The sequence below is a fragment of the Marinomonas arctica genome, assembly GCF_003259225.1.
GTDB classification, from domain to species: domain Bacteria; phylum Pseudomonadota; class Gammaproteobacteria; order Pseudomonadales; family Marinomonadaceae; genus Marinomonas; species Marinomonas arctica.
Genome location: NZ_QHJF01000011.1, coordinates 107,315 through 131,747, shown reverse-complemented (window position 1 = coordinate 131,747; position 24,433 = coordinate 107,315). Strand labels below are relative to the sequence as shown.

The following is a 24,433-nucleotide window of genomic DNA, read 5'->3' as shown; positions in this document are numbered from 1 at the left end:
AAGATGTGATTTTTCCAGTTAGCCTAAACCATCAAGTAATTGGTTAAACACCATACTCTCTACGAACGCACCATCAAACCTACTCTAGAATTGGCCCGCTATCGAAAGCGTCTGCTTACAAGAAAATGGCCATGTCCCTTCTACGTCCCCTATGATCTCCAAGCGGCTTGACTCGCTCCAAGGGAATACCGATAAGGTAATTTCTCCCTGTGATGCATTGACAAAAAGTGCTTCGCCTAGGCCAGTAACAAACACACCTTTAATACGATAAACCCCTTCAAGAATCACCATAGACTGGATGCTTGATCTTAGCTCGATTGCATCAAAAACCTTATCTTTTGACCACTTCCAACCCAATACCTGCATAGCATCCTGTTGTTTTTGATAATGCCAGCCAACCTCTTGAGAAGACGAATCATGACTCTGATGGTCGTGTTCGTGTTCGTGTTCGTGTTCATGGGCAGAAGAAGAGCGGGCAATATTATGAGTGACCAACATAGAGTCTGGATGCGATAAATCGGCCAAGCCAATATCCAGAGCATCAAGATCAAGATGCATGGGGTCCGATAGATAAAGTAAAGGCTTTGCTGAAGGCGAAAACTCACCGAATCGCGACGTGATATTCTGTTTATCAGCTTGCAGATAGCGATCTACATGACTAAAAACAATGCCATCGGCTGACTCAATTTGGTCATGAAAAATGTCGTGCTTTGTATAACGTTCATCGTTTAAATGACGGGCATCCAGCACACAAAATGCCCCCGTGAATAACAAAACGTTGTGATATGAGTCACTTCGTAATTTAGCAATGATTTGTTGCGGGTGACCAAGGCCCGAAGGCTCTATGAAAATGCGATCAGGATTATGTTGACGAATTAATTGATTCAAACCCAACTGGAATGCAGCCGACGTGGTACAACAAACACACCCACCCGGCACCTCACGAATCGCCACACCTAGATCTGCGTAGAAGGCGCCATCAAGGCCAATATCACCAAATTCATTCACCAGCACAGCCCAACGCTCATGAGGAGGTGCTTGTGTTAACAGCTGCCGAATCAAGGTAGTTTTACCGGCCCCTAGAAATCCTGTGATCAAAGTCACTTTTATCCCTTGATAACGCATAGCTTTACACACTCAGAAAATAACGAGAGCGCAAAACATGACAGCATCAAACAATAAAAACAACATTATGCGCGTCTAAAAAGCATAAATTAACGTGACGCTTGTGATGGAATCTGTTTTTTCTCTCATGTCCAAAGAGAGACTATTATGTGTAATATTGTAAGCCGCCTTCATACTCAGATTGTCTCTTAACTTCGAGGTGATAGAAGACTCCGACTTAGACGCTGTATTCTTGTTACTTTCCAGCGCCACATCACTGCCTAGCATTTGAGTGAATTTTACCTCAGGGCTAAAATTGTATTCATACTCCATTTGTAAATGCACAATAAATGCGTCATCCAACTCCCCTTCGTTCGTTCGGTTAAAAGAATAGCCAGGACCGATGTTGTAGTCTAAAAATGAGTCTTGGTCAGCAAACAATCTTGTAGAGTAACCAATGGCAACAGTATTTTGATAATCATAGCCACTAAAACGGTCGTCAGTGTAAGAGCCATAAACAAACACTGATGAATTCTCAGGACTTAACTTATAATCACTTTGCGCCGAGAAAAATACTTTTTGAGCGGTTGTTTGATCATCTCCTTCATAAGTATTGCGTTTGTACAAAGCATCGAACTGATATTTGTTTTTCCACTCTCTAAAATCTTGCTTAATCGTTGCTTTACCTTTTACAGCTGAACTTTCTGTATTTCCTGTTGTTGCAATCACCCCAAGCTCAACCTCAGCACTTAGTGGCTCTAAAGGTACTTCTAACTGTTCAGGCTCGACCGCATGAAGCGATGAAACTGAACAAGCCAAACCGGTCAATATCGATAACAGAAGCGGTTTCATTGGAATGTCTTCCTTTTATCTCATCAAACAAACTCCGAAGTGGTTAAAAGGAAAAAAGGGGGGAAACAGAAACATAAAAGACTAACACAACGCCAAGACTTGTCCCCTTTCCTTAACGACCATCAGGCTTAGGGACATTCTTACATTGATAGCAAAATATCACAGTCAAAATTTCGTTAACTATTTGAAAAGTAATAGATAAAAAATACAGAAGCCTTACACAACAGCTCAAACACGCACTTTAACGTTATTATTTATATCTTTACTCTGACAAATGAGGTCATCACCTGCAAAAGCACGGGCGGACTTTGCTAATCGGTCATACAGCAAAACATTGACGGATGCAGCGAGATTCATACAGCCAATCGTTGGAACGAACACCACAAAATCGGCTCTATCCACCAGTTTTTGGTCAATCGTTCCGTCTTCAGGACCGAATATATAGAGGGCATTATCTGGATGCGAAAAAGCAGGTAACGGGGTTGCTCCTTGAATCAAATCAACACAGACAATCTTTGTATCCGGAGTCACAGCGTCAATTAAGCTATCCACCCCTAAAGACTCAATATTAATTAGTGGAATCGAGGTACTCACCTTTTTGGTATCCGTGGACATTTTGACAGCGCGATCATAACGATGCCCAGAGTATAAAACCTGATTTGCTTGATAACACCCAGCAGCCCTCATGACAGAGCCAACATTGGATGCGCTTTTAGGATTGATTAAGCCAATAGAAACACACTCTTTTTTCATTACAGACTCACATCACTCACCAGGAAAAGAGACAGAATAATAACATTATTTTAGCGGGGGGAAGGCGTTAGAACGCATTGTAGGTTGAGCAAAAAATAAGAAAAAACAAATACATCCTCCCCTGATCCCTTCCGCTAACCAAGAAGATGAGTACACTGAAGGGATTAAACGCATCTCGACACCCTATTTAGGACAACTATGAACCGCCTTAAAAAACTTGGTTTAACCCTGCTAGCCGCTGCGACCTTTGAAACACAAGCAGCCTCTGTTTGGAAAGTCACCTCTGGCACCAATACCATCTACATTGGCGGTACCATTCATTTATTAACCCCACAAGATTACCCCTTGCCCTTGGCATACGAAAAAGCCTATCAAGCGGCAGATAAAGTTGTGTTTGAAACCAATATGGACGCCATTAGTAACCATGCTTTTAAGCAACAAATGAAAAAAGAGCTCTCCTATTCTGACGGCACCACCATTGATCAAATCATCTCACCTGACACCTACCAATCATTAAAGATTTACCTCGATGCTCGACAAATCCCCTTTACCGCGGTACAAAACTTAAAACCCAGTGCCTTAGCAATTTCTCTTAGTATGATTGAACTCAAACATCTAGGATTTACCAGTGAGGGCGTGGATCATTTTTACGCTCAAAAAGCGAAGCAGGATAACAAGCCTAGCGGCTGGCTTGAAGAACCCGAAAAACAGGTTGAGATACTCAGCGACATTAGTACAGAAAACAGCAACGATGTTATCAATTATGCCCTAACAGACATAAAAGACATGCCGAGCAATATGGAAAAGCTAAGACAAAGCTGGCGCAGCGGTGATATGGAAGCCATGGCAGACATAGAATTAAAAGATTTCAAAACCGATTATCCTGAAGTCTATCAGTCGTTGTTGGTGACTCGTAACAATCTTTGGCTCCCCCAAATTGAACAGATGTTAGAAAACACTGGGGTTGAGTTTATCATGGTAGGCGCTATGCACCTTGCTGGCCCTGACAGTTTATTGGAAAAACTCAAAACCAACGGTTATCAAGTCACCAAGCTTTAAAGAAAACGATTATTTATTGCAATTTTTCTCCCCAAATCATCACGAATTTTTTATACTTGGCGCCGAAATAGTTAACTGACCAAATGATCAGTGTCAAAACCCCTCTCGGCGCATTCTATTGCCAGCCTGCATTCTAGTATGTCGGCTAACAATAGAATGAATATCGTCGGCCAACTAGCAAAAGGTTCCCCTATGCTCGAACGTTATTTCCAACTTAAAGCTCATAACACGTCGGTACGTAATGAGGTCATTGGTGGTATCACCACCTTCCTGACCATGGCTTACATCATCTTTGTTAACCCTTCAATACTGGCACAAGCAGGCATGGATCAAGGCGCAGTATTTGTTGCCACCTGTCTTGCCGCCGCGATTGGTTGCTTGATCATGGGCCTTTATGCCAATTACCCAATCGCACTAGCGCCTGGTATGGGCTTAAACGCTTTTTTCACCTACGGTGTTGTCCTAGGCATGGGCTACTCCTGGGAACAAGCGCTAGGGGCGGTGTTTTTATCTGGTATTTTATTCATCTTTATCAGTATCTTCCGTATCCGAGAATGGGTTATTAACGCCATTCCTTCGTCTTTAAAGCTAGGGATTGCGGCGGGCATTGGTCTTTTCCTTGCCATGATCGCGCTACAAAACTCAGGGATCATTGTTAAAAACCCAGCAACAATGGTGTCATTAGGAGACCTATCATCACCTTCTGCCATCTATGGCTTGCTTGGTTTCTTCGTGATCTGTGCCTTGTCTTATCTAAATGTCACCGGTGCCGTGATGATCGGTATACTACTGGTCACTGTCCTGTCTATGCTATTCGGTCAAAATGAATTTGGTGGATTGGTGTCTGTACCACCATCCATTGCACCGACTTTCCTTGCGATGGACATTGAAGGTGCCTTCCAACTCAGTATGCTAAGCGTCATCTTTGCGTTTTTCTTTGTGGATTTATTTGATACATCTGGAACACTGATTGGTGTGGGTCAGCGTGGCAAGTTATTAGACAAAGACGGTAAATTACCACGTTTGAAAAAAGCGCTGCTTGCCGATTCAAGTGCCACTGTGGTCGGGGCGGCTTTAGGCACCTCTTCTACCACCAGCTACATTGAAAGTGCTTCTGGCGTTTCTGCGGGCGGACGCACGGGATTAACGGCTGTGGTCGTGGCTTTATTATTTTTATTAAGCCTCTTCTTTGCACCGTTAGCTGGCTCCATTCCTGCGTATGCAACAGCGGGTGCCCTCATGTACGTGGCGGTTTTGATGACAAGCAGTCTCGCTCATGTGGATTGGGACGATATTACCGAAGCCGCACCAGTACTCATTGCTGCATTCACTATGCCGCTGACCTACTCCATAGCAGACGGCATCGCGTTGTCTTTTATCAGCTACGCTGTTATCAAGCTATTATCTGGTCAAGGTAAAAAAGTCAGTCTTGCTGTCTATATTCTAGCGGCCTTGTTTATTGCCAAATTCTTTATTTTCGTTTAACAAGAACGGAAAAACCAACAAGCAGAAGTAAAGTCTCACTTTGCTTCTGCTTTTTTACTTTCCCCAAGAAGTAAAACCCCTGTTGCCCTCTATTTTCAATAAAGCACAACTGAATCCAGTAGTCCTATCGCTGTATCTACTATATGATTCGCCATCTTTTTTTACCCTCCAAGCGAAGCAAACATGTCTGACAATGCGCTCTATACGGACTTATCCGGCTACTATGATTTAATGTGTGCCGATATTAATTATCACGCTCAAAGCAATAATGCCCATCGTCTTCATCAAATTTTCGGCAACGGCGGGAGACGGCATTTGGATTTGGCGTGTGGCACGGGCCCACACATTTACTATCTTAGCCAAGAAAACTATCAATGCAGCGGATTGGACATTAATCAGCCCATGCTCGATATTGCTAAGCAACGTTGCCCTCAGGCGCAATTCGAATTAGGTAACATGTGTGAGTTTGACGTGGCCATTCCCTATGACTTCATTACCTGTTTTTTGTATTCAATTCATTACAGCGGCGATATTGGACGTTTAACAGACTGTATCGAAAGCGTTCATAAAGCACTTAACGCCGGTGGCGTATTTTGCTTTAACGCTGTCGATAAGGACCAGATAAATAATGCTATATCGGCAAAACACAGCGTTGTAGAAGGAGACAGCCAGTTTTCTTTTGTATCCTCTTGGCACTACCGTGGTGAAGGGGAAACACAAACACTCAAACTAAGCATAGAAAAAACAAACGCTGAGGCAAAACAGGTCTGGGCTGACGAACATCCTATGGTGGCGTTGAACTTCAACCAGTTACAAGAATTATTAACGCCCTATTTTGACGTTCATGTTTTCGAGCATGAACACGACAAAATCATTGCATGGAACAAACAATCAGGCAACGCTATTTTTTTGTGCGTAAAAAAATAAGAGCAGGCAAGTGACGAGCTTAAGATTCGTTCATAGAGCGATATTTTAATATCAAGGCAATGATTTCATGGTCACTAACGGTAGAAGATAAAGACTCGTTCATTGAACGTCTTTGCGGTAAACGTATATTGAATTTACTTTTTAGTATATTCACAACCTGTGAATCTGAATTAGGATCGAACACTTGGCTGGCAAACACACAAATACGTTGTAGTACAAACTCTTTAGCGCTATTTATCATATGGTTCCTATGATGTAAAAAAATTACGTGACTCCCCCTTCTTTCTTACTACTAAATTAAAGCGTCATTTCAAATAAAAGAAAAAGAGCAGACTTATATGTGACTTTGGGATAAGTAATGGGCAGAGTACTTGAAGAAATTCAGAATTCGCCTCGAATACGGTTTTGATCCATATGCGTAAACAGAAGGACTGAGCCGTGCCTTCCCTAAGCACGACGTATCACACTAATATGAGCCGAATCCATGGCTTTGTCTACTAATCCTTTCCATTAAAAGCAAATAACCTGAAAAATACCCCATTACGTTGTTCTATTAAACTCAATTTCACAATGGCAAAATGATTTCAACCAACAACCCACCAAGCTCACTCCGAGCCGCGGTTATAGTACCGTTATGCTGACGAATCGCATTTTCGGCAATCGCTAACCCCAACCCCGCCCCACCACTATGCCGATCTCGCGCCGTTGAAACACGGTAAAAAGGTCGAAAGATAGAATCCAACTCATCTTCTGGCACGCCTTCACCATCGTCTTCCACTCGAATAACCAAACGGTTAACTTCAGCGGTCAAGGCTACTCGAATTTGCTGATTGCCATAATAAATGGCATTACGAACAATATTCTCCAGCGCGCTCATCAGCAGTTGAGGATGGCACGTTATCATTCGATCAGGAATATCCGATACCGAAAGGGTCTTACCCATTTGCTCCGCTTCAAATTGACAGTCTGCTAGTAGCGCTTCACACAAGCTCGAAAACGGCTGTACTTCTCGATTAAGATGACTGTCCACCTGTACACTCGACAATTCGAGCAATTTACCAATCATTTGCTCCAGACGCTGGGCCTCAATGTCTATGCGCGCTAAATCTGGACTTTCTCCCATCTTTCTTCTGGCTAACGCTTGCGCCATCCGTAGTCGCGTCAAAGGGGAACGCAACTCATGGGAGATATCCGATAATAAACGCTGTTGACGGGAAATCATCACATTCACCGCCTCCACCATTTGGTTAAAACTGGCCCCGGCTTGGCGAAATTCTGAGGTGCCTCTTTCCAACTCTGGATCAATTTCAAAAACCCCTTGCGCGACTCGCTGAGCTGCCTTTTCTAATCGGCGAGCAGGCTGACTTAAGGCCCAAGCCAACCAGAGTAATAAGGGGGTACTCACCAGCATGACCGCGAGCAACAAACGCAATGGGTGATCGAACAGTTGCAATAAAAAGTGTGGCGGCTCACTCCATCGAGTACCGATATAAAGATAATAGTCACCATTGGCTAAACGAATCGGCAGCGGCCCCGAAATCATCGTCTTACCATAGAGTTTCTGCTGAGGATTTTGAGGGTTATCGATGGTGGTCACAAAATTTCGTAACGCCTTAAAAATAAAATCAGGACGTCGATCTGAGGTTTGAATATTGCCATCACGATCCGTAATAAAAAGCCGTAACCTATCATCAGGCCCAGGGCCTCGGTGCGAACGCCCCTCTAAATGCTCTAACACCACAGCTAAATCCGGAACAGATGAAAAAGCTTGTTCTACTCGATTTCTTATCTCCAACATCCGCTCATAATGCGGCGGCGCGATGTCTCTACTCTTGCGAGGATCAAAATGCGGTAAGGCCAAAACAGCCAAAATCACCAAAAAGATAGTAAACCAAAAAATAGCGAAAATACGCCCATACAAACTGGTGATCTTTGGCAAACGCATCAATCCCCCTCCACCAATAAATAACCACGCCCGCGCAAGGTTTTGATTCTCGGTTTACCATTTGGCCAATCAGGTAGCTTTTTACGCAAATTCGATACATGCATGTCAATGGCTCGATCAAATGCCGCCAAGCGCTTACCCAGCACATCAAGACTTAACATTTCTTTGGTTAATACTTGCCCAGGATGAAGCAAAAAATAATGCAGCAAAGCAAATTCAGTGCTGGTCAACTCCAACAAACCACCATTGCAATACGCCTCTAATTTACCGGGATAAAGCTTGATATCCCGATACACAACCGCATCATTTTGCAACGACTCTTTATTGTTCTGAGTACGGCGCAAAATCGCACGTATTCTGGCTAATAGTTCACGCTCACTAAACGGCTTTGGTAAATAGTCATCTGCACCCAGCTCAAGACCCACCACACGATCAATCTCATCCCCTTTTGCCGTCAACATTAAAACAGGCACATCCCACTTTTCACGCAACTGCTTCAAGGTTTCAAAACCGTTTAATTTCGGCATCATGACATCAAGCAAGACCAAATCAACGCGGCTGTCCATCGCCTCTAAGCCCGCCATACCATCGTAAGCTGTGCAAACGGTGCAATTTTCAAACGACAAGACCTCTTTGAGTAAATCGCTTAATTCAACATCGTCATCAATTATCAAAATATGTGGCATTCATTTTTCCTATCTAAAACGGTTCCTGCACATCAGTAAAACATAAGAGGTCACGTCAAACATGAAGAGCCCGTCACCTCATCAACTCTCTAACGCTATTTTACGTCGAAAAAAGCAAACTGATGCCGCCTTTACCCTACTTTACTTTCCTAATACGTCACTTTACCTAGCAATCTGTATTCTACCTCCATGCGCAAAAAGCGCAGTGTTAATGAAACATCAAAGTATCTCACCCGATAAAAGGAAGAAAGTATGAAAACGGCAAAAAAACTGATTTTAGCTTCTATTGTTCTACCATTGATATTAAGCACTACTAGCGTATTTGCTCACGGTGGCAAAGAACCTCAGGGGCCTCGTCATGAATGTCGCCCAGGGTTAGACCGCGACATGATGAAAGAATTGAACCTTTCCGATAGCCAGAAAGAACAATTCAAAGAACTTCGTCAGTCCAACAAAGAAGCAATGAAAGAAAGATTTAAAGACAAACCACAGGCGGATGACGCAATGCGTGATGCGCATTTTAACAAACTAAACGACTTACTTTTGGCTGACAAATTCGACCCAGCAAAAGCCACTGCATTGGCTCAAGAGATGGCAAATAAACAGGTAGAGCGCCAAGTAAACATGCTAAGCAATCAGCATAAAATGCTAAGCATCTTAACCCCTGAACAAAAAGCAGCCTTTATTGAACTGCAAAAAGAACGCATGGAAGACTGTGCTGACGACATGCCTCGCCATCATGGTAAAGATCGTAACTAATACAAAAATCAAAAAAAGCGACCTTCTGGTCGCTTTTTTTTGAACTCAACACGGCAAAAATCTTAGCAAGATACAGCGCTCATTTAACGGCGTTTCCAAATTCTTGCCACTGCTCTGTCACTGCCTAACCAGCCAACCACTTCGCACACCAAGCCCGTTAGAAAAAACAGCATAATCGGTATAAAACCCGCCACCTCACCAGTCTTTAGTGTCATGATCAAGGAAACACTTGCGATCACCAAACAAAGCCCTCCCAAGACAATCAAAATCGTTCGATGGGACGGTTTGTAATCATATTCCCCCTCCACAGATTCAAACATTCCCAGTATTGGAGAGCAGAGCTTTGTTAGCATTTTTTTCATCGGCAACCGCCTTCACAATGTAAATTCATAGTGTATTCTCAAAGCAGAATAGCTTCTATATCATTAAGTTAATAAAAAATAAGATACTTCATGAAAAATAACCAGCCAATCTCACTAAACTTTGAACAAATAAAGCCGATGACAGAGAGAAGAATAAGTATTCGATTTTTTTCTTTCGAGTATGTCTCATTAGATGGATGGAGAAAATAATGAAAAAATTACTACTTTCAAGTTTGGCAGCAACGGCTTTCACCTTATCAATGACAGCTCATGCGAACACATTTACATACTTAGATTATGGTTTTGGCAGCATAGATCCCGATTATACCGTTGCAAACGATGATTTCTCTTCTCTTTCTGGTGCCTTTGAATTTGGTAAAGGAGCTTTTATTGCAGCTGAATCAACAGAATACGGCTCTATCGATTTAATGGCGATTGGTGCTGGTGTCTACGCCCCTGTCGGAAGAGCATCTAGCTTATTTGGTATATTGCAATTTGTTGATGTTGATTGGAACAATAATAACGATGACGATACAGGTTATAGATTAACTGCTGGGCTACGCAGCTCTTTAGCGGATCGCCTAGAGATAGAAGGAAAGCTAAAGTATGACGACGTCTTTTCAGAAACCGATTCTAGTTTTGCCTTAGGTCTTAGGTTTTACATAACAAGAAACTTTTCTATTGCCGCAAATTACGACGTCGCTGAAATAAACGAAAACGACCAAAACGCTATGTTTGCCTCACTAAGACTCAGCTTATAATATTAAGACACTCTAAAAAAAACGGACTAAACATGAGTTAGTCCGTTTTCTATTTTTCAGCAACAACTGTTAAATAACTTTGGTTAACCAGTTATGTTTGTCTTCGGCTTTACCCCATTGAATATCATTCAATGCTTGACGCAGCTTCTGAGCAATAGGGCCAGGTTCGCCAGTACCGACTTTGTATTCTTTGTCATTATGAATAAAGGTACCAACAGAGGTTAATACCGCAGCGGTGCCAGACAAAACCGCTTCCACTTCAGGCTTCGCCGAACGCTCAAGCAATTCAGCAACCGTCAAATCACGCTCAGTCACTGTCATACCTAAATCCGCAGCAAGTGTTAGGATAGAAGAACGCGTCACACCATGCAGAAAGCTAGAATCCAAGCCTTTGGTAATGATTTCATTGCCATCAATCAATAAGAAGTTGGCGGCGCCCGTTTCTTGTACATCGCCATTTGGACAGAACAAAATCTGGTCTGCTTGCACTTCTACTTTGGCTCTAGAAATTGGCCCCAAAGCACTCGCGTAGTTCCCACCACTTTTGATCATCCCCATGTGAGGAGCACAACGCATGCCGGTTTCATCCAATAGAAGACGAAGTGCTTTAGCACCACCAGTGAAGTAGTCCCCTACTGGCGATAACAAAACATACAGCATAGACGTCAACGTTGGCGCCGCAGCTTTACCAACCGCAGCCTCAGTGCCAATGTGAGTAGGACGAATGTACATAGACCCTGGTGGCTCAGGCACATCTGTCGCAAATTCAGCAACCGCATCAAGAATCATTTTAGACACTTGCGCTTCATCAATAATAGGCAAAGACAATAGACGGCTACTTTGCGCTAAACGCTTAATGTTCTGGTCCATACGAAACACATGTACGCTGCCATCAGCATGACGAAACGCCTTCAAACCTTCAAAACATGTACTTGAGTAATGCAAAACGTGTGCACCAGGATGCAATTGAATGCTATCCGACGCAACAATACTTGCTTCACTCCATTGATTATTTTCGAATGTTGCCAATGCCATCTTAGGCATAAACACGCTACCAAAAGCCGCCATTATTGTTTCCTATATAATTAAATGATTACCGCAACATCAGCCATCAGACTGACATTATAAGGACTCTAAAATTTGCTTATCGCCCAATTACCCGATAGTAAAACGGAAACCCGCTTGAAGAAAGCAAATCGTAAACCACGGATCGAACAGACTGTGTATTTCCGGTGTATTTGCCAATTTGCACCAGAAAATCGACTGACAGAAGAGTGACGAGATACAAGAAGATATTACCTTCTCGCCAACACTGGCTCAATAACCCAACGTAAAAATCACAAAGAAGGTGCCAAAATCACGTCATCACCCCCACTGTTTTTTGCTTTGTACATAGCATGGTCAGCAGCTTGCACTAATGCCAACGAATCCTTACCACATTCTGGATAACGCGCCACACCGATACTGGAAAAAATCTGTAATGACAAACCATCAACCACAAAAGCCTGAGCCAGCTTAGCGCGGATTTTCTCTGCCACCGCCAACACCGACTCGATCGATTTCGTCTTGTTTAAAATGATCAAAAACTCATCACCACCCAAACGCCCAACCGTATCTGATTTGCGCACACAATCAACCAACCGCTGAGCGATCTTTTGCAATAAGACGTCACCCACGGCATGACCATAATTGTCATTAATCTCTTTAAAGCCATCAATGTCCACAAACAACACTGATAGCCCCTCTTTTTCTCTGTCAGCCAACGCTAAGGACGCCTGTAAACGATCTAACAATAAAGTACGATTAGGCAAATCCGTCAAATCATCATGGCCCGCAGCATAAAGCAGCTGAGCCTCCATTTCCTTACGCTCCGTGATATCGTGCGCCACCGCAATTCTTACTTGATGCTCCTCAGACCACCTAGCAGACCACAAAATATACACCACTTTACCGTCTTTCCTGACCCAACGATTTTCAAAACGCGGGGATGGTACACCAGCTAGGATATGATCGACCGTATTCAGTGTTTTACCCCTATCTTCATGGTAAACAAAATCTACCATGGGCTTACCTATCACTTCCTTCGGCGCATAACCGAACATATCCTCAAACGCCGCACTAACAAACACAAAATGGCCAGAACGATCAACAACGCAAACAGCGTCTAACATCAGCTCCATCAAATCAGCAAGACTAATTGCGAGTTCATTGTTATTCATAAACGGATACGCCCAAACATAAAAGAAACAGCAGCAGAAAGATGACACTGAAAGCCAGCGTCAACAAAGCGTAGCCTACCTAAAAGCTTATTATCCATGGAGCTTGCATAAAAAGCCTATGAAAATTACATAATGTAACGAGATTAGACAAAATAAGAACAAGAAAAAAAACCACAATGGATAAAACCCCACAATACAGCAAGATTCACCATCACACTTAACCAAAACACCACAAGAAAGCGCACCTTCTTTGTCTTATGATGAAATACCTTCTGTCCTAAAAGAGCACCTGGCCAACCTCCCATTAACGACAAAACATGCAAAGTCGACTCTCGAACTCTTTGCCTTCCTCGCCTGGCTGCGGACTTATCAACGCCATAAAAGCAAAAAGTAATCAGACTCAACAAACCATAACCACTCAATAACACAAGGTATTCCACTGACATAAACACCATTCGACAACTTAAAAGAGGCATTTTAGCACGCTTCTCAAACACGCACTTCTTACCACACAGACAGGACTGCTCTTAAAAGACGCAGCACAATCGATGAAAAATGAACTCTGCCGAACTTCTTGGGTCTGAATAACTAACAGATACATTAACGAGAGGTTCTCGGTTGTGAATATAAACTCATTGTTAAACAGCATTATGGGCAGCGCAGGCTCAGGAATGGATAAAGCCGTTACCAAAGCGAAGTCAGGCTCTATGCCTGGTGGCTTGATGGGCGGTGCCGCGGCAGGCGGATTGGCAGCAATGCTACTGACCAACAAAAAAGCCCGAAAAATGGGGGGAAAAGCCATCAAATATGGCGGTATGGCGGCCATAGGTGGAATGGCATACAAAGCATGGCGAGATCATCAAGCAAGCCAAACAACACCCACCTCACAAACCACGCATACCACATCGAATCAGAGCGCCCGCTCAAATTCCTCACACACACTACCGACCGTACCCGCTGGTAGCATCTTCGACCTCGCGGAAGAAGACACGAATAAACCCACCAAAAGTATACATCTGATCCTCATACGCGCCATGATCAGCGCCGCCAAAGCAGATGGTCATATCGATGCGACCGAACGCGCACGCATCGAACAACAAATCAGCGACCTCGGCATTACAAAAGAAGAACAAACATTCTTAATCGAACAACTGCGTGCCACCAGCGACCCGATTACCATCGCACGCCTATCGGAAAGCGAAGAACAAGCCACAGAAATTTACCTCGTCTCCATGCTCGCAGTGGATATCGACACAGAAGAAGAACGACGCTACCTAGATCGTCTCGGAGACGCCTTACGCCTACCCACTGAACTGCGTCAGAACATTGAATACGAAGTGAACTACATGCAAACGCCTTAACTCAGCACAAAGCGACCCTTTAAAAAAACAATACCTTCTAAAAAGGCGCTCTAGAACACATCCGGAGCGCCTTTTTGTTTTACTTTGACTCTATGCCTCTCATCATTTCTCCTATTGCCTTGCCAGCCTATATAAAATAAGCCAATATGCGCATAGACATACGCATAAATAGACGGTGAGAAGCATGCAAACACTCTTTGATTCAACAGCCCCCAAAAAAGCGGCCAACCTAAGCATCAACAGCGATTTGCTGGCCAAATCTCGGGCGCTAAAAATCAACCTATCTGCTATGTTAGAAAACGCACTAAAAGAAGAACTCGCCAAGAATCAGGCAGAGCAATGGAAAGCAGACAACCGAGCCGCGATTCAGTCATACAATGAATTTGTAGAAGAAAACGGTTGTTTTGGTGACGAATATAGGACTTTCTAATGACACAATTTGATGTCTATATAAATCCCAGCAAATCGACAAAACAAGCCTATCCATTTCTTCTCGACATACAAAACCCCATCCTCTCAGACCTAGCTACAAGAATCGTCATCCCCTTGGGAAAGCTGGAATACTTTAAAAAAGAAAGTATGCAGATACTTACCCCGATCATCGAATACAAGGATGAGAAACTCATTCTACTGACACCACAAATCGCTTCCGTTCCTAGCAGCATCTTAAAAGAACCAATAGGCTCACTCGCCCACCTCAGAGATGACATACTTAGCGCATTAGACTTTGCAGTGACAGGCTTTTGAAGATAATCCCGCGAACAGCAAGATTCACGACCTTAATTCCGCCCTGCTGGGCGTGTAACTTTTGCCAATCGATGCAAAAATGCCAAGCGCTGGGAATCCATCTTAAATGCTTTGCTAGTCTACTTTTCACACAAATCACACGATTTAATTAGATTGATCATTTCATGCGACTAACTATAATATTACTTTAGTTCCAAATTTGGAGATTGAATATGCACACATTAACAGCAAATGATGCTAAGCGTAATTTTGGTGAACTTCTGCTAAGCGCCCAACGTGAGCCAGTTAAAATTAGCAAAAACAGCAAAGATGCCGTAGTGGTAATGTCTATCAGAGACTATGAAGAACTAGAAGCAATGAAAACAGACTACCTTAAACATTGTTTTGAGTCAGCTAAACAAGACTTGGCGCAAGGCAACGTGGTTGATGGTGAAGACTTCCTAAGCGCCTTGTAACCCATTATGCAAAAGACAAAATACAAACTGAGTAAATTGGCTCAGACCCATTTACAAAAAATCAAAACCTATACCGTCCACAATTTTTCTGAAACACAGTGGCAAAACTACAAACACACATTACTAACTGGGTTTCAAATGCTCGCCGACAATCCAGCCGTGGGTCGTCGTTGCGATGAAATTTATCCAAGCGGTTTTTACTTTCCCATTGGTAAACACACGGCTTACTTTACAAAAGAAGACGGTTTTATTTTGATAGTGGCAGTCCTAGCCCAATCGCAACGCCCACAAAACCACTTGTAGTTAAGACATTAACCCCTGCTGGGCAAGGGTGAATCCCTTCCCCTTTTGTCTTCCAAGGGGAAAGTTAGGATGGGGTTGTTCTTTTATCGAGCTTTCGCCCAAACGTCTCATTCACATTGTTAAACATCACGTCTAGCAATACGACTTTTATCGTAAGGCATAGATTGGTCTTGCCGTTCGAGAAAATCTTTCCGTTAATGACTCTGAAACTCCATAGAGTCGCGCAATCGGGATTGCGTCAAACTGACTACTTCGTAGCTATTGGTGTAAAACCAGAACGTAGGGCATCATAATCATGAAAACCAACACATTACAAAAATGCTAAGCGTTGCAAATCCCTTTTGAACAGTTTGTTAGTTGCGTGCTCAACTCGTCCACCAAACCCTTTATTTGAGATTGTGTACATCCATTTATAGCTAAACGCTCACTTTCATTTACTAAGAAACCAACTAGATCAACAGAAATACAGACTAACTCTACTAATTCATTAAACGTAAAGACATAGAGTGATGGGTGTTGATGGATGAATGTATTCCTAACTGTCTGTAAACGACTAATTTTTTCTTTTTCAAATCGCTGACTATCTATCACTTTACTACCCATGTAAGGAAGAAAGCCATCTTTCCGTAGTTTTTCGTAAAGCCATTCGATATTATCTAAATCACCATACTCTAAGTGATAACTATCTTTTTTCCGAACTAGGCGTGAGTCCGATGTAATGAGAGCTAAACACATTGCCGATTGAACAGAGTTATGTCCGTAGATCACTGACCATTTTAAATATGTGTTTTGCCCTCTTTCGATTTTAGACATAGCGTCAAGTAAGCACCGCAATGACATGACTAGGTCTGTTTCGAGATCAAATGATACCAACTTCTCTTTCATGTACTTACCTATTATTTAAAGCAACTAACGTCCGCATTTGCGGTTGGTTTGGAGCGCAGTGGAAAAACAGTACGACTACATACGCTTGTTATACGCTTTTTCGACGTTCATTCTTTAACCGCCCCTTTGCAACTGATTCATTTTTTAGAAAGTTAACCATGAAATGGTAATCTGGATGGGACTTTAAACTACAACTAATAAAATAAACGTTATTTGCATTAATAGAGAAAGTTTCTAGAATTCCTGCTCCAGGACTACTACCTGATATTAGGCTTAGTTTCATACCAGGAATGTTGAACACGATGTGTTGGTAACCATCGTGGTTTTTAACTGTCGGAAAGCCCATTAACGGTGCATCTACTATTTGATTATCAACATATACAGCTAGATAAGTATTTGCTGGAAGCTCAGTATTTCCTAGTAGAAAATCTGAAAAGGCAACCATACTCTCTTCACGAATTGAGTTCTTTGTTTCAGGAAGGCCGAAAGTGCTCCAATCTGTCGCAGATAACCTCCAAGCAATGCTGATAGCAAAGTACATGAAATCTAGAGCTGTTTCGTAATTTGGTGGGAAGTACCATGTTTCACCTTTTACATGAGACAGCTCTTTAAATTTCTTTATCTTTGTAGCTAGCTTAAAGCCATTAGGTCGAGCCATAAGAGGGATTACTTTATCTTCCCCATTTTTGCTGAATTTCAATTCACAGCCTTCACAAAGTAAATGTTTTTTAACTTGTTTATCTGTGTAAGCTGCTGATCTATCTGAACCAGTAATTAAAACAATTTCTTGCCCATGCTCAGGAAAGCCTTTACTAATTGCGCGGTAAATAGCTTTAGGCATAAAGTGACTACCTTTAAGTCTTGCCGTTTTTTTACACAATGCACAGATTCCGTTCACCAAATCTCCCTAAACATATAACAATTAAGGGTTATACAGCAGCATAGCTGTGGCTATAACCCACAGTTGAACGGCTGCGTTGTTTATATAGGGGATTTACTTTTTTCATGGTAGGACTTCCCTGCTATATAACTTGCTAAATACCAAAGTCTGTTTGGACGATGCCGCTTCAGATGATCTTTGATCGCCGCTATGTTGGTTCTTTATTAGCTCTTTTGTAGCGCGATTTCACCCGCGAGGCAAGCGATTCCATCAGTCCTTATGACCTGATGCGCTTTTTAGAACTTACTCTTCTCCGTCGCTCCACAAAGCGGCTTAGTTCAGCAATTAATAGTGCGCATGCTCGTTTAGTTTTTGTCGTCCTGAAGAACGACTGCCTTAGGAAATAAATAAAGGTTGGAAATCCAAAGCGTTTGAATGGAACTAAAATTCCGCGTCGCCCTGAAGGACGACATGTGAAAGCTTCGCTTTCAACGGCGTTTTTTTGATTTGATAGCAGCTGCTTTCATAACGCTCTACAACCCAAGCTCGCCATGGTAATTTACCAATGTTGTGTAGCCGAATCGCTGTACATTTGGGAGCTTTCCCAATTTTGCCTGTGAAATATAGTCGTTTACGTACTTCTCAAATTGCCGTTGAATTTTGTCGCTGTTACTTTTTGGTATTCCGCTTCGCTACGAAGTTTAAAAGCTTTGGGCTGTAGGTCGTCTTCTGTGATGATGATGGCTTTAGAGTAGTCAACACCATTCCATACACCATTGTGGAATATGGTTTTAAAGCCATGTTTATGAGCCATATTGCTTCTAAATGGAATCGCAAAAGTGATATTTTGAATCTTGATTGGAATCACACCATAGCCACGGTCTTTTTTACTCATGGTTTCTTTAAGTGTAATTATTCGATTGTAAGCAGCTTCTGTTAACAGCCTGATTTTCATAACTATCCTTGTTATAAAAAAACAAAAAGCCCTTATAAAATAAGGGCTTTCTGAGTAGAACTTCCATTGAGGTTGATGCTATTTATTGCGGGGATACCTCTACCGCCGCGACTTCAAATGAGGTTGGTGTTTTTCATGTGGGGATGCCTCTACCGCCACGTCATCTACCCGTTTAGTATCGCTATCTCAGACGTGAATGTCAACAAACTGTACATTTATCAACCTAAGAACATACCAAATTAAGCCACAAAAAAACAACGACAATATAATGAAAGCTTCGCTTTCAGCGGCACATTACGCTGCGCTTATGATGCCCTACGTTTTGGTTTTACACGAATAACTATGAAGCAGTCAGTTCGACGCGACGAAGTTGCGCGACCCTATGGCGTTTCAGGGTCAGTTAAAAATACCATTTCTAAAATCATCAAAAACAATCTATGCCTTACTGCCCTAGAGCGTAGGAAGTAATCATGCACCTACGAAGAAAATCAGGCATTAAAGATCTTAAAGCGAATTTTTGGTTACTTTTTGGGCGCTAGCAAAAAGTTACCAGCTCAGCTTTTTCCTGAATTAAAAAGCGGAAAAAAGGTTGGGAATAAAAAACGTTTGAATGGAAACCAAAGAAGAGATTAACCCCACCCTAACCCTCCCCTTGGAAGACATAAGGGGAGGGAATAAGACCCCGCATCTGCTAGCTGACTATTGGCTACGATAAAGTCAGTTCGACGCGACGAAGTTGCGCGACTTTATGGAGTTTCAGGGTCATTGTTTGACTAATCACCTCCCACCGAATAAACAATCTATGCCTTACTACCCCAGAGCGTAGGTAAAAATCATGCGCCTATGAAGAAAAGGAGGCATTAAAGATCTTAAAGCGAATTTTTGGTTACTTTTTGGGCGCTAGCAAAAAGTTACCCGCTCAGCAGAGCGGAATAAACCTGCAGCTAAAAGCAATTGAGAAGAAACAAATATCCTTTAAAGCCCAAAGAAATAACCCCACCCTAACCCTCCCCTTGGAAGACATAAGGGGAAGGAATTTAGACACAAAAAAAGAGGCCGGAGCCTCTTTCTTAAAAAAATTCGCAATGAAAAACTAGTTCTCGCCGGAGATCCGGCTGCCAACCGCGGAGGTTTGGTCTTTGTATTTAGCGTTGGCGCGTTTGTTATAAGGGCGATCCGCCGAGCCCGACATGGTCTCGAAGTTGATGGCGCCGATGGTCATGCCCGGACTTAGGGCGATGGGCAGTTTGCCGCCGTTGAGGAATTCTAACACTATGCCGCCGCTCCAACCTGGGTCGATGCGGTGCGCGGTAACGTGAACCATTAAGCCGAGGCGCGCTAAGGAAGAGCGACCATCGAGCCAGCCGACTAGGTTGTCAGGAAGAGTGACAGATTCTTTGGTCACGCCAAGCACGAGTTCGCCCGGATGGATAAAGAAAGGCTTGCCGTCTTCAACGAGGATCTCATCACTCATGACGGATTCGATGACTTTGCTTAAGTCGGCTTTTGAACTGCTTAGGTCAAGGTAAGGCGCTGGGTGACCTTGAAAAACTCGAAACGAGTTGCCCAATCGCAAATCCACAGACACACCGCTGATGACGCTGTTATCAGGGCGAGGTTCAATCACAATAGAACCTTCATCGAGGGCTTTTATAATATCTCGGTCACACAAACGCATTACTTTTCCTCAGTCGTCGCTCATGCCAATGGTCGGCATGGCTATTTGTTCATTCTGTTGGGATGCAAGGGTAGCACCAAGCTTGCGCGCAATCGACTGATAAATGCCTGCCGTATCACTTTCTGGCGCATTAACGACGATGGGGCGGCCTGCGTCGCTTTGTTCTCGAATGGCGAGGCTAAGTGGCAATTTGCCCAATACATTGACATTATATTCGTTTGCTAGGCTGGCACCGCCTTCGTCACCGAAGATGGCTTCGTGATGGCCGCAGTTGGAACAGATGTGCGTCGACATATTTTCCACCACGCCCAACACAGGAATTTTCACCTTGTTAAACATTTCGATTCCGCGGCGCGCATCCAGTAAGGCGATGTCTTGTGGTGTCGTCACGATAACAGAACCCGCTACAGGTACTTTTTGCGCAAGCGTCAATTGAATGTCCCCTGTGCCCGGTGGCATGTCGATGAATAAATAGTCGAGATCATTCCAGTCAGTTTGCGTCAAGATCTGCATCAAGGCGCCCGTTACCATAGGGCCACGCCACGCCACAGGCGTGTCTTTGGTGGTCAAGAACGCCATGGACATCACTTGCACGCCGAACGCGGTAGGCGGCACAAAGAATTTATCTTCACGAACTTGAGGGCGTGTGCCTTCGGCGAAACCGAGCAACATGCCTTGGCTTGGGCCATAGATGTCAGCATCCAAAATACCAACGCGCGCGCCCTCCTTTGCCATGGCTAACGCTAAGTTTACCGTGGTAGTGGATTTACCCACCCCCCCTTTACCAGACGCTACGGCGATGATGTTCTTCACACCTTTTAGCCCGGCGATGTTGCCCTGCGTCGCATGGCTTGTGATTTGGCACTCAATGTCTAGTACCAATTCACGGGGATCTGCCATGATGGCTTTTATCTTGGCCTCTAAAGCCACTTGTTGTGTTTGTGTTGGATAGCCTAGGGTCAAGGTGACATGAATACGATTATTGTCCGCGAGGACTTGCCATACAGGGCCGTACGCTTGCCCCGTGTTGTCATCGATAAGGGCTTCTACTTTCGCCTGTAATTGGGCATCAGTTAACATGGGAACTCCTAGTGAGGCGGTAATATCGAATAGTGTTTAATTTTTTGAACTTGTGCCAAATGTGGGGGCAAATTACGGAAAAGCAAGTGTGAAGACTTGCACAGAGGGAGCTGGGTCTTATAATGACGCTCTCTACATTCTATTCATAGCCTAGGCACGTTATTTATTCGTCATTGGTGCCTATTTATTGCTAGAATACCCGACCTTTTTTAATCCAGCAGGCTTATCAAAAATGGCACAAACGCAACGCAAAATTTTAGTCACCAGCGCCCTTCCTTATGCCAATGGTTCTATCCATCTAGGGCATATGCTGGAACACATCCAAACCGACATCTGGGTGCGTTTTCAAAAAATGCGCGGCCACCTTTGTACTGCGGTGTGTGCGGATGACGCTCACGGTACGGCAATCATGATCAAAGCCGACCAACAGGGCATGACATCTGAAGAGTTGATCGATGGCGTTCGCCAAGAACACATGACGGATTTCAACGATTTTTTGATCGGTTACGATAACTACTATTCTACCCATTCTGACGAAAACCGTGAGATTTCAAACCGCATTTACACCGCCTTGCGTGACAATGGCAAAATCGCGGTTCGCTCTATCGTACAGGCTTATGACCCAGAAAAAGAGATGTTCCTAGCGGATCGTTTCATTAAGGGAACCTGCCCTAAGTGTAAAGCAGAAGATCAATACGGCGACAACTGTGAAGTGTGTTCGGCGACCTACACGCCAATGGAAATGATCAATCCACGCTCAGTGTATTCCGGCGCCACCCCGATCGAAAAAGAGTCTGAGCATTACTTCTTCAAACTGCCTGATTTCCAAGACTTTTTAGCAAAATGGACGCGCAGCGGCACCTTGCAAGATCAAGTCGCTAATAAGCTGTCCGAATGGCTAGATTCTGGTTTACAAGAATGGGATATCAGCCGCGATGCGCCGTACTTTGGTTTTGAAATTCCCGATGCACCAGGCAAATATTTCTATGTTTGGCTAGATGCGCCGATTGGTTACATGGCGAGCTTTAAAAACCTATGTGACCGCACGGAAGGCTTGAACTTTGATGATTACTGGGCAAAAGATTCTGATGCCGAGCTATACCATTTTATCGGTAAAGACATCATCAACTTCCACGCGCTATTCTGGCCAGCCATGCTGGATTGTGCGGGTTACCGCACACCGACCAAAGTCAATGCCCATGGCTATGTGACGGTCAATGGTACTAAGATGTCCAAGTCACGCGGTACCTTTATTAAAGCCCGTACTTACTTGAACCACTTAGATCCACAGTATTTGCGTTACTACTTTGCTGCGAAGCTAAACGCCAGCGTGGATGACATCGATTTAAACCTGCAAGACTTCATTCAGCGCGTCAATTCGGATGTGGTCGGCAAGGTGGTGAATATTGCCAGCCGTACCGCCAGTTTCATTAGCAAAAAGTTCGATGGTCAATTGGCCAGCACAGAAAGCGAAGGCGAGATGATTCAATCTTTCATCGATTCTGGCGACATCATCGCTCAGCATTTTGAAAGCCGCGAATACGGTAAAGCCATTCGTGAAGTGATGCGCTTAGCCGATGTAGCAAACGAATTCATTGCCGTTCAAGCGCCTTGGGTATTGGCAAAAGACGAAGCCACCTTACCGAAAGTACAAGACGTGTGTACGGTTGCGTTGAACCTATTCAGCATCTTAGCCACGTACTTGAAGCCTGTGATGCCAAACATGGTCGCCGATGCGGAAACCTTCCTTGGTAAAGAACTGACTTGGGACAATCGCAGCGAATTGCTGTTTGGTCGTACGGTCAATACCTTTAAACCTTTAATGGGTCGTATTGAGCAAACACAAATCGATGCCATGATTGAAGAAGGCAAAGAAGAAGCTCAAGCCGACGCCGCCGAAAAAGCCGCTGCACTGCCTGCTGAAACAGAGCTAAGCAAAGACCCCATCGCAGAGGAAATCAATTTTGATGATTTCGCCAAAGTGGATTTGCGCATTGCCTTGATCGTCAAAGCCGAGCACGTTGAAAAAGCCAACAAGCTGTTAAAACTGACGTTGGATATCGGTGGAGAGACTCGCACTGTGTTCTCTGGTATTAAGTCAGCTTATAAGCCAGAAGATCTAGAAGGCAAACACACTGTGATGGTCGCTAACCTTGCGCCACGCAAAATGAAGTTTGGCATGTCAGAAGGCATGGTACTGGCCGCAGGCCCAGGTGGGGAAGACATTTATCTGCTTGAACCACATACTGGTGCCAAACCCGGTCAACGAGTGATGTAAGACAGAAAACATCCGTGTTGTTCTCAATAATGCGATAAATAACCATGCCCACCTTAGTGAATAAGAAACATTCTTAATAATGTGGGCATTAGCATTAATAGAGAAACATAAACCGAACTTATATAAGCATAACTTATTATCTATATACTAAATCGGACTAGAAATACAAAAGCTTTAGTCTTGTTAGTTATAAGCAGATTGGTATAGTTACGCTCAAAGATACTTTTCAGCAAAAGCATCTAAAATCACCATATTCACCTAATGAAACCTTTACACAACATTGTGCATAGGTCTCCTATATTTTTGGAAGTGAGATGACTGAATATCTCTTGATACTGGTCAGTACCATCTTGGTTAACAACTTTGTATTGGTACAGTTTTTGGGACTTTGCCCTTTTATGGGCGTATCTGGCAAATTAGAAACCTCTATTGGTATGGCCATGGCCACGACCTTTGTTTTGACATTGTCGAGTCTATGCAGCTATCTCACTTACACCTATATTTTGCAGCCATTTGGACTCGAGTACTTACAGACCATTTCCTTTATTTTGGTGATTGCCGTTGTTGTGCAGTTCACTGAAATGGTGGTGCATAAAACCAGTCCTCTGCTTTATCGCGTATTAGGTATTTTCTTGCCTTTAATCACCACCAACTGTGCGGTATTAGGTGTGGCGCTACAGAACATCAGCAAACAAAATGGCTTTGTCGAATCGATTCTTTACGGCTTTGGTGCTGCGGTCGGTTTCTCTTTTGTATTGGTTCTGTTTTCTGCTATGCGCGAGCGCATTAACGTGGCCGATGTGCCAACGGTTTTTAAAGGTTCAGCGATTGGTATGATTACCGCCGGTCTGATGGCTTTGGCTTTCATGGGCTTCACCGCCCTTGTACAGATTTAGGAG

27 protein-coding genes are annotated in these 24,433 nt (G+C 43.5%); 12 read left to right on the top strand and 15 right to left on the bottom strand.

Annotation, left to right across the window (positions count from 1 at the left end; genetic code table 11):
* Positions 1-84 precede the first annotated feature (84 nt).
* From DK187_RS08745 to DK187_RS08735, 3 genes are all read right to left on the bottom strand, one after another.
* Positions 85-1,104 carry a CobW family GTP-binding protein gene (locus tag DK187_RS08745; RefSeq protein ID WP_162623486.1) on the bottom strand — a complete coding sequence of 340 codons (1,020 nt, stop codon included), beginning with the start codon at positions 1,102-1,104 and terminating at the stop codon, positions 85-87.
* A 96-nt stretch (positions 1,105-1,200) separates the two neighbouring features.
* Positions 1,201-1,956 (bottom strand): DUF481 domain-containing protein, encoded by a 756-nt coding sequence (locus DK187_RS08740; RefSeq protein WP_111606966.1) that lies wholly within the window; start codon positions 1,954-1,956, stop codon positions 1,201-1,203.
* A gap of 228 nt (positions 1,957-2,184) precedes the next feature.
* Positions 2,185-2,709 (bottom strand): RNA methyltransferase, encoded by a 525-nt coding sequence (locus DK187_RS08735; RefSeq protein ID WP_111606965.1) that lies wholly within the window; start codon positions 2,707-2,709, stop codon positions 2,185-2,187.
* Positions 2,710-2,907: 198 nt separating this feature from the next.
* Between DK187_RS08735 and DK187_RS08730 the strand changes: the two genes are divergently transcribed.
* The 3 genes from DK187_RS08730 to DK187_RS08720 all read left to right on the top strand — a co-directional run bounded on the left by DK187_RS08730 (position 2,908) and on the right by DK187_RS08720 (position 6,180).
* Complete coding sequence (locus DK187_RS08730) at positions 2,908-3,768, top strand: TraB/GumN family protein (RefSeq protein ID WP_111606964.1); 861 nt, start codon at positions 2,908-2,910, stop codon at positions 3,766-3,768.
* A 192-nt stretch (positions 3,769-3,960) separates the two neighbouring features.
* On the top strand, positions 3,961-5,253 hold the full coding sequence (locus DK187_RS08725) for an NCS2 family permease (RefSeq protein ID WP_111606963.1): 1,293 nt from the start codon (positions 3,961-3,963) through the stop codon (positions 5,251-5,253).
* Positions 5,254-5,436: 183 nt separating this feature from the next.
* Complete coding sequence (locus tag DK187_RS08720) at positions 5,437-6,180, top strand: class I SAM-dependent DNA methyltransferase (protein WP_111606962.1); 744 nt, start codon at positions 5,437-5,439, stop codon at positions 6,178-6,180.
* A gap of 19 nt (positions 6,181-6,199) precedes the next feature.
* Here the strand turns inward: DK187_RS08720 and DK187_RS08715 are convergent, their stop codons facing one another.
* From DK187_RS08715 to DK187_RS08705, 3 genes are all read right to left on the bottom strand, one after another.
* Complete coding sequence (locus DK187_RS08715) at positions 6,200-6,421, bottom strand: hypothetical protein (RefSeq protein WP_111606961.1); 222 nt, start codon at positions 6,419-6,421, stop codon at positions 6,200-6,202.
* A 324-nt stretch (positions 6,422-6,745) separates the two neighbouring features.
* A complete protein-coding gene (cpxA, locus tag DK187_RS08710; RefSeq protein WP_111606960.1) occupies positions 6,746-8,125 on the bottom strand; it encodes an envelope stress sensor histidine kinase CpxA in 1,380 nt (459 codons plus the stop codon).
* A complete protein-coding gene (locus DK187_RS08705; protein ID WP_111606959.1) occupies positions 8,125-8,811 on the bottom strand; it encodes a response regulator in 687 nt (228 codons plus the stop codon). The genes cpxA and DK187_RS08705 overlap by 1 nt, the downstream gene beginning before the upstream one ends.
* 252 nt (positions 8,812-9,063) lie before the next feature.
* Here DK187_RS08705 and DK187_RS08700 point away from each other — a divergent pair, with 252 nt between their 5' ends.
* A complete protein-coding gene (locus tag DK187_RS08700; RefSeq protein WP_111606958.1) occupies positions 9,064-9,570 on the top strand; it encodes a CpxP family protein in 507 nt (168 codons plus the stop codon).
* An 83-nt stretch (positions 9,571-9,653) separates the two neighbouring features.
* On the opposite strand, the gene DK187_RS08695 is transcribed toward DK187_RS08700, so the two are convergent.
* A complete protein-coding gene (locus DK187_RS08695) occupies positions 9,654-9,932 on the bottom strand; it encodes a hypothetical protein (RefSeq protein WP_111606957.1) in 279 nt (92 codons plus the stop codon).
* Positions 9,933-10,141: 209 nt separating this feature from the next.
* Here DK187_RS08695 and DK187_RS08690 point away from each other — a divergent pair, with 209 nt between their 5' ends.
* Complete coding sequence (locus DK187_RS08690) at positions 10,142-10,693, top strand: hypothetical protein (RefSeq protein WP_111606956.1); 552 nt, start codon at positions 10,142-10,144, stop codon at positions 10,691-10,693.
* 69 nt (positions 10,694-10,762) lie between these two features.
* Here DK187_RS08690 and DK187_RS08685 read toward each other — a convergent pair whose 3' ends face one another.
* The 3 genes from DK187_RS08685 to DK187_RS08675 all read right to left on the bottom strand — a co-directional run bounded on the left by DK187_RS08685 (position 10,763) and on the right by DK187_RS08675 (position 13,388).
* Positions 10,763-11,761 (bottom strand): branched-chain amino acid aminotransferase, encoded by a 999-nt coding sequence (locus DK187_RS08685; RefSeq protein WP_111606955.1) that lies wholly within the window; start codon positions 11,759-11,761, stop codon positions 10,763-10,765.
* Between the two features lie 269 nt (positions 11,762-12,030).
* A complete protein-coding gene (locus DK187_RS08680) occupies positions 12,031-12,912 on the bottom strand; it encodes a diguanylate cyclase domain-containing protein (protein WP_111606954.1) in 882 nt (293 codons plus the stop codon).
* Between the two features lie 143 nt (positions 12,913-13,055).
* The gene (locus DK187_RS08675; RefSeq protein ID WP_111607021.1) at positions 13,056-13,388 is read right to left on the bottom strand and encodes a DUF1294 domain-containing protein; all 333 of its coding nucleotides are present in this window, start codon (positions 13,386-13,388) and stop codon (positions 13,056-13,058) included.
* A gap of 144 nt (positions 13,389-13,532) precedes the next feature.
* Between DK187_RS08675 and DK187_RS08670 the strand changes: the two genes are divergently transcribed.
* The 5 genes from DK187_RS08670 to DK187_RS08650 all read left to right on the top strand — a co-directional run bounded on the left by DK187_RS08670 (position 13,533) and on the right by DK187_RS08650 (position 15,778).
* Complete coding sequence (locus tag DK187_RS08670) at positions 13,533-14,273, top strand: tellurite resistance TerB family protein (RefSeq protein WP_111606953.1); 741 nt, start codon at positions 13,533-13,535, stop codon at positions 14,271-14,273.
* A gap of 184 nt (positions 14,274-14,457) precedes the next feature.
* Positions 14,458-14,703, top strand: coding sequence for a type II toxin-antitoxin system CcdA family antitoxin (locus DK187_RS08665; protein ID WP_111606952.1), 246 nt, complete (start codon positions 14,458-14,460; stop codon positions 14,701-14,703).
* The gene (locus DK187_RS08660) at positions 14,703-15,020 is read left to right on the top strand and encodes a CcdB family protein (RefSeq protein WP_111606951.1); all 318 of its coding nucleotides are present in this window, start codon (positions 14,703-14,705) and stop codon (positions 15,018-15,020) included. The genes DK187_RS08665 and DK187_RS08660 overlap by 1 nt, the downstream gene beginning before the upstream one ends.
* A 212-nt stretch (positions 15,021-15,232) precedes the next feature.
* Complete coding sequence (locus DK187_RS08655; RefSeq protein WP_111606950.1) at positions 15,233-15,475, top strand: type II toxin-antitoxin system Phd/YefM family antitoxin; 243 nt, start codon at positions 15,233-15,235, stop codon at positions 15,473-15,475.
* A 6-nt stretch (positions 15,476-15,481) separates the two neighbouring features.
* A complete protein-coding gene (locus tag DK187_RS08650) occupies positions 15,482-15,778 on the top strand; it encodes a type II toxin-antitoxin system RelE/ParE family toxin (protein ID WP_111606949.1) in 297 nt (98 codons plus the stop codon).
* Between the two features lie 321 nt (positions 15,779-16,099).
* Here DK187_RS08650 and DK187_RS08645 read toward each other — a convergent pair whose 3' ends face one another.
* The 5 genes from DK187_RS08645 to apbC all read right to left on the bottom strand — a co-directional run bounded on the left by DK187_RS08645 (position 16,100) and on the right by apbC (position 21,256).
* Positions 16,100-16,663 (bottom strand): hypothetical protein, encoded by a 564-nt coding sequence (locus DK187_RS08645; protein WP_111606948.1) that lies wholly within the window; start codon positions 16,661-16,663, stop codon positions 16,100-16,102.
* An 88-nt stretch (positions 16,664-16,751) separates the two neighbouring features.
* Complete coding sequence (locus DK187_RS08640; protein WP_204355604.1) at positions 16,752-17,504, bottom strand: hypothetical protein; 753 nt, start codon at positions 17,502-17,504, stop codon at positions 16,752-16,754.
* Between the two features lie 670 nt (positions 17,505-18,174).
* Positions 18,175-18,498: a hypothetical protein gene (locus DK187_RS08635; protein WP_111606946.1), complete on the bottom strand. Its 324-nt coding sequence runs from the start codon at positions 18,496-18,498 to the stop codon at positions 18,175-18,177.
* 1,093 nt (positions 18,499-19,591) lie between these two features.
* Positions 19,592-20,176 carry a dCTP deaminase gene (dcd, locus tag DK187_RS08625; RefSeq protein WP_111606944.1) on the bottom strand — a complete coding sequence of 195 codons (585 nt, stop codon included), beginning with the start codon at positions 20,174-20,176 and terminating at the stop codon, positions 19,592-19,594.
* Positions 20,177-20,185: 9 nt separating this feature from the next.
* Positions 20,186-21,256, bottom strand: a complete 1,071-nt coding sequence (apbC, locus tag DK187_RS08620; RefSeq protein WP_111606943.1) for an iron-sulfur cluster carrier protein ApbC — start codon at positions 21,254-21,256, stop codon at positions 20,186-20,188.
* 232 nt (positions 21,257-21,488) lie between these two features.
* On the opposite strand from apbC, the gene metG reads away from it, so the two are divergent.
* Positions 21,489-23,534, top strand: a complete 2,046-nt coding sequence (metG, locus tag DK187_RS08615; RefSeq protein WP_111607020.1) for a methionine--tRNA ligase — start codon at positions 21,489-21,491, stop codon at positions 23,532-23,534.
* 314 nt (positions 23,535-23,848) lie between these two features.
* A complete protein-coding gene (rsxA, locus tag DK187_RS08610; protein ID WP_111606942.1) occupies positions 23,849-24,430 on the top strand; it encodes an electron transport complex subunit RsxA in 582 nt (193 codons plus the stop codon).
* Positions 24,431-24,433 lie beyond the last annotated feature (3 nt).